The organism is Lactobacillus helveticus DSM 20075 = CGMCC 1.1877 (genome assembly GCF_000160855.1).
Classification (GTDB): Bacteria; Bacillota; Bacilli; order Lactobacillales; family Lactobacillaceae; genus Lactobacillus; species Lactobacillus helveticus.
Map to the genome: position 1 here is coordinate 124,936 of NZ_GG700754.1, position 6,161 is coordinate 131,096.

The following is a 6,161-nucleotide window of genomic DNA, read 5'->3' on the forward strand; positions in this document are numbered from 1 at the left end:
GGAGAAAAAATGAAAAAAGTAATTACTTATGGCACGTTTGACCTGCTTCACTATGGTCATGTTCGCCTGCTTAAAAGAGCTAAAGAATTAGGCGATTATTTAATTGTAGGACTTTCTACTGATGAATTTAATGAATTCAAGAAGCATAAGGAAGCTTACAACACTTATCCTGAACGCAAATATATTTTGGAAGCTATTCGCTACGTCGATGAAGTTATTCCCGAAAAAGATTGGGACCAAAAGATCGATGATATTAAAAAGTACGATGTCGATACTTTCGTGATGGGCAGCGATTGGGAAGGCAAGTTTGACTTCTTAAAGCCTTATTGCAAGGTAGTCTATTTACCAAGAACACCAGGTATTTCCACCACAAAAATTAAAGAGGATCTTAAATAAAAAAAGCTCCAGTTCCACTCAGTTTATGAGTGAAATTGGAGTTTTTGTTTTGTCTTTTAAATTCTATTTAGAAAAAGTAAATTCAAATCGTTCAGCCACATAACGAGCACGGGTATATTCAAATGGTTGACCACTTGAAAGCTCAGTTACCTGGCGTCTAGTGATTAAAGGTTCACCTTTCTTAGCCTTCAATAAACGAGCATCTTGTTCATTGGCAATAGTTGCAGAAATATATTCTGTTGCTTTGCCAATTTTAAAACCGCTACGCTTTTCCAAGGTTTCATACAAATGGCTAGAAATATCTTCCTTAGAAAAATCTTTAACCAAGTAATATGGCACCGTAACTACTTCATAACAAATTGGGACATCGTCTGCATAACGAATTCTTTCCATTCGCAATACGTTTTCATACTGTTTAAGAGCTAAACGCTCTTTTTCAGATAAGGATGGATTACCCACTTGATAGGAAATTAACTTACTTGAAGGCACTTGACCATTAGCCTTGGTAATTTCAGTAAACGACATAATTCCGGAAATTTTTTCTTGTACCTTTTGGCTGGCAACATAAGTACCACTGCCAAGTCGGCGTTCCAGAATTCCTTCTTCTTCCAATGTTTTAATTGCCTGGCGCAAAGTCATCCGTGAAACGCCAAAGCGTACTGATAGCTGACGTTCTGCTGGAATTTGATCCCCAACTTTATAAACGTGGTTTTCAATATCGTGTTTAATCTGGTTATGGATCTTGATGTACATTGGTTCTCCCATAACTACACCCCCAAAGTTTAATACCAATTATCATTATATGATAAATTGGTCTAGATTGCATTTGATACACTAAGTTAATTTTGTTTAGCTATTTTTTCTTAGCGGTCCAATGCATCCCTAAAATATAAACGTTGGGACGCTTGCTATATTCTACGTTCAACGTGTCATTTTGTTCAGCTAAAACATTGGTCTTCAGTTTGGCCTCGTCTTGCACTGCCAAATCGGCTTGATTGGGATGCAGTACCAGATCATGTCCATTTAGTTGAGCTTTGCCACTCAAAGCTAAGAAATATTCATAATTCATATTGCCGATAAATGTTACCCGCGTAGCCTCACAATTACTCTTGTCTTGAAAATCCGCATGCTCCATAATGATAGAATTATTCATTGTCACCTTAGCCTCATCGACTACCATCATGCGATCAATAGTCGAATTTTGAATAATAGTATGCGTCTTTTTATCAATATAGATTCCACCATTAAATTTGCTATTAACGATGTTGCTCCAGCAATCATCACTTAGATAAAGACACGAATCATCCTTAGCCGTAATAGTACTGTTAAGCATATTCATCCAAGTTTGACCATGCAATAAAACATAGTCGACTTCAGAATTATTGAGATCTAATTCCGCATTTGTTTTTGTAAAAGTGTTGATACTACCGCGAATATTAGAATTATTGATAATTGCGGTACCGTGACCCTCAAGAGCCAAAGCACAATAATTTTCAGATGGATAATCAATCTGTGAATCATTCATTTCCAAACGAAAGTCCGCATTCTCATAAATAGAGACGGAACCGCCAGTTACCTTCGTTGAATAAAGCTCTAACGTCACCTTGCCGTTAATGGCAATAGCTGCCGTGTCTGTACCATATCCCTTAACGCAACAATTTCGCAAAGTAACATAGCCATCAGTTTCGATAGGCACAAAAATACTATTATTATCGGTTGTCGTATTTACACAAAGATTTTCTAATGTGACATAACGACTATCTTCTGAAACGCTGATATTGCCATAAATAGTTGTATCCTCAGCTAGACTACCTGTTCCCTTAATTGTAATGTCTGTTAATTTTCGACCTTGAGGCAAATAATAATATCCAGGTCCCAGCATTAAAACATCATCAGCATGCAAGTCATTCAAGGCATCATGCCAACTAGTAGCGCTACTGGAACCGCCAACTCTAATTATTCTAGCCATTGGGTATCCTTTCTGTGAAAACTAAATACTATTGTACTTGTTTTTAAGCGTTGATGTATTGCTTTAGCGCAAAAAAAGAAACGCCGTTAGGACGTTTCTTCTTCGGGTTGGGTGTTCTTTTAGAACTATTGGGTTAGCTGGATTCGAACCAGCGCATGATGGTACCAAAAACCATTGCCTTACCACTTGGCTATAACCCAGTACCAGCTGAACTTTTTACTTGTCGTTCAACAATGGAGGAGGGTGGATTCGAACCGCCGAACTCAGAGAGAGCGGTTTTACAGACCGCCGCGTTTAGCCACTTCGCTACTCCTCCGTTAGCTGACTTAATTATAATAACTAATATCGGGATAAAATGCAAGGGCATTTTTAATTTTTTTGCAAATAAATTAATTCCTTTGACGCAAAACCACATATTGCCGCAACTTAGGATATTCCAAGAACAATATGTATCATAAGTCCAACTAGAACTAACGTTGAGTACCCAAATGAACCAAGAACTCTTATTGGTGAACATGACAATACTAGAAATATCCCGTAAGATTTTAATGATCAGTTTTTCAGATAATTCTGTTTTGTCCATTTCTGCACCGTAAAACAATTCGACTAGAATTCCAATGATGAAGATAATAATCCAGCCAAGCAAGTAATACCAGCCTCGTTTAATTTTCACCTTAGGCAAACCTAGCTTATCCTTTTCATTACTAATCTTAACTTTAACATTACGCGTTTGAAAAAGTCCGATTGCGATGCCGACTAAAATTAAGAGCAACGTAACCAGCATAGTTAGAGGCGTAAAGTTTTGACCTATACCAAGAATCATCATAATCGCAGAATATAACGGAATGATGATCAATGACAGTCTGGTCGCTGTTTCATACTCACCCGTAGTTTTCAAAAAAGAATAAATCAAAATAATTAAAAATATCCATAAGCCCATAATTTTGCCTCTTATTACTTAATACATTTCTTCAATTGTACAGCAAAAAAGCCGGTGCATTTCTGCATCGACTTTTTCATTTATTTTAATTCTACTTTTTAATAGAAGTTTACAGCCTTGATGTAACGCTTGTTGTTTCTGCAGCCTTCAATTCTGTAGTACTTCTTACCGTTCTTGAATCTGTATGAAGCACCGTAAGTAGTTACAGTTTGGCCCTTGTATACTTATCAGTACCTGGGGTACGACGGTATGATGACCAGTAAATGTAAGCATTGTGACGCAACTTACGTTGAGTACCATTAATGTTAGTTACACGAACGTATTCGTCCTTGTTAGCTACCTTGTAGTAAGTCTTACCCTTGATAGTTACAACAGTTGGAACGATGTCAATGTTAGTGTAAGTGTCATACATGTGACCCAAGAAGTTACCATTCTTGTCGTAAGCCTTTGAAGCTACCATTACAACGTGAGATTCACCTTTTTCAGTAGCAGCTGGTTTTACAAGTGATGACGTCTTTACCCAAATGTTGCTTGAGTTAGCATCTGACTTAGACTTGGTTGAAACCTGTGAATAAGATTCTTTATTATAAGTCTTAGTTTGATCAGCAACGTAAACTTGATCACCATCCTTGAAAGTAGTTGAACCACTCAAAGGATTATTACCATAGAAGTTATAGGTTGGAATTGAACTTGCTCCATTAGCATATAAAGTTTGCTTATTATGGCTGGAAGTAATCAATACAGTATAAGTAGCGGTAGTCTTCTTACCAGTATAACCGGTAGCGGTTATTGTTACATTATAATAACGCCCTGCTTCAGAAGTATTAACAGGATTTGACGTTGCTTCAACACTTGCAAACGTTGTATTAGCTGGACTTTGTTGAGTTGAAATAATAATACTTTCACCATTACTATTAGTAAAATTCAAAGGATTAAAGCTAGAGTTAACGGCCACTTGGAATACTTGTCCATTTAAAGACTTATCTTTTTGTGCTTGACCATTAAAGCTCCAATTGATCTGTTGATTTTGTAAGGTATCAACAGGAGTACTTACACCTTCAGGAACAATTGGAATTTGAACTGAAACTGTTTGATTATTAGCACTTGCACTTAAAGTAATATTGAATGAAGTATTTGGAACACTTTCAATCTCTTCGTAGCTACTTCCTTTTTTATCAACTTTATTATTCTTAGTTGGCTTGCCATCCTTGTCAACATTAATAGTTTTTACAGATACATGCCTTTATATTGCATATAGTAGGTTAACTCTCTACTATTAAGCTGTAGTTACCGTACTGTTACAAAATAAAATCAAAGCTTTACAATTTTGTGAACTTTTCCACAAAGTGTTGACTTTCACCCAAAATCAGTCTACACATTTTACTTATCTTCAATAACAAGATCCTCTTCACGAACAAATTGTAACTTTTGAATGAAGATATATCTCATGGCAAATCCTAACAAAATTGGCATCCCCGCAAATAACAACATAATGAATCCAATTGCAAGCGGTCCACCAGCTATCTCTTGATATGCTGCCATCGGACCAATCAATCCTGCAGAACCAAATCCTGCGGAATTAACTGTACCGCTGATTTCAAAGATTGCACCAACTAATCCAGCAATACCCGCACACCGGCAAGAACAAGCGCGGATTTTTCAACATATTAGCCATCTGAATCTTAGGAGTTCCAATGAAGTGAGCAATTGTCGTACCAAAGCCGTTCACCTTGCTGCTCATAATAGCCAAAGTGAATGCACATGCAGTAATACCCAAGTTGGCACTACCAGAAGCGATGCCTTCAACACCAATTGTCATGGCAATTCCTACTGAAAAAATTTGTGACACAATCAATGCTGCAAAGGCAATTCCCATGAGCATGCCCATCACGAGCGGTTGGAAGTTAGTCAAAGTGCCGATTGTTTGTCCTACAGCTCCAGTTACCATCTTTGTGTAAGGAAGCATGAATTGGCCCACGCCACCAGCAACTACTGCCACGATCAATGGCAACAAAAGCACAGTATAACTGCCCAATTTTGGTGTCAAAAACTTCACCAAGAATGCCGCAAAGAAAATAGTCAATGCAATAATTACATCTCCTGAACCCGACAAGATAATCTGACCATTTTTCACCTGAAATGCGCCACTTGCAATCATCGCAGCCGCTGTAATTGAACCTGACTGAATCAAGTTGAACTTAAGCAAATATGACACGCACAATCCCCGCAAATACAGCTAGCAAGCTACCCATCAACGATGTCATTGTCAAAATATTCTGTGCACCAGACCAAGAGTGTGCGATATTCTTCATCAATTCATTAACTAACGCACCAGGCACCAAGGCGATCACTACGCCAGTACTCACACCATTCAATATGTTCAAAAGGTTTTCTTTGAAATCTTTTCGCATATAACTTCCCTCAATTCCTTTTAATGAAAAAAGCCCCAGGGACTTACGTCTCTGGAGCTTCACTTGTACTTGAAAAACTAGTCGAGAACGCAGACTCTCTCTGCAATAATATTAGATTCTCATCCTAATTTTTCCCCTGATAAATATTATACTGTACTTTTTATTTTTAATATAGTTAAGATTATTTTAAGGTTAGTTTTTATTTAGGCACAAAAAAGATCAGGCTCACTACCTGATCTTACTTATTGGGTTAGCTGGATTCGAACCAGCGCATGATGGTACCAAAAACCATTGCCTTACCACTTGGCTATAACCCAATCTTCAAACCTTTTTTACTTGATTGGTTCTATTTGAATGACCTCTCAATCACTCAACAGATATTAGTATAGGAAAACAAGGCAAAAAGGTCAAGGGAAAATTTAAATTTTTTCAGTAAAAATTTTTC

3 protein-coding genes, 3 tRNA genes and 2 pseudogenes are annotated in these 6,161 nt (G+C 37.3%); 1 reads left to right on the forward strand and 7 read right to left on the reverse strand.

The genetic code is table 11. From position 1 onward, the window contains the following. Positions 1-9: 9 nt before the first annotated feature. Positions 10-396: a glycerol-3-phosphate cytidylyltransferase gene (gene tagD, locus HMPREF0518_RS05500; protein WP_003633007.1), complete on the forward strand. Its 387-nt coding sequence runs from the start codon at positions 10-12 to the stop codon at positions 394-396. Between the two features lie 63 nt (positions 397-459). Here tagD and HMPREF0518_RS05505 read toward each other — a convergent pair whose 3' ends face one another. The 7 genes and pseudogenes from HMPREF0518_RS05505 to HMPREF0518_RS05535 all read right to left on the reverse strand — a co-directional run bounded on the left by HMPREF0518_RS05505 (position 460) and on the right by HMPREF0518_RS05535 (position 6,033). Further along, positions 460-1,161, reverse strand: a complete 702-nt coding sequence (locus HMPREF0518_RS05505) for a GntR family transcriptional regulator (RefSeq protein ID WP_003626938.1) — start codon at positions 1,159-1,161, stop codon at positions 460-462. A gap of 88 nt (positions 1,162-1,249) precedes the next feature. Further along, complete coding sequence (locus HMPREF0518_RS05510; RefSeq protein WP_003626939.1) at positions 1,250-2,365, reverse strand: hypothetical protein; 1,116 nt, start codon at positions 2,363-2,365, stop codon at positions 1,250-1,252. 128 nt (positions 2,366-2,493) lie between these two features. Then, positions 2,494-2,565: transfer RNA gene (locus HMPREF0518_RS05515), tRNA-Gln, on the reverse strand. Positions 2,566-2,599: 34 nt separating this feature from the next. Next, positions 2,600-2,681 (reverse strand) — tRNA-Tyr (locus HMPREF0518_RS05520). Between the two features lie 722 nt (positions 2,682-3,403). Next, positions 3,404-4,461, reverse strand: a pseudogene (locus HMPREF0518_RS05525) (SLAP domain-containing protein); the annotation flags it as partial. Between the two features lie 224 nt (positions 4,462-4,685). Continuing rightward, positions 4,686-5,716 (reverse strand): annotated as a pseudogene (locus HMPREF0518_RS05530) (PTS sugar transporter subunit IIC). A gap of 245 nt (positions 5,717-5,961) precedes the next feature. Then, positions 5,962-6,033: transfer RNA gene (locus tag HMPREF0518_RS05535), tRNA-Gln, on the reverse strand. Between the last annotated feature and the right edge of the window lie 128 nt (positions 6,034-6,161).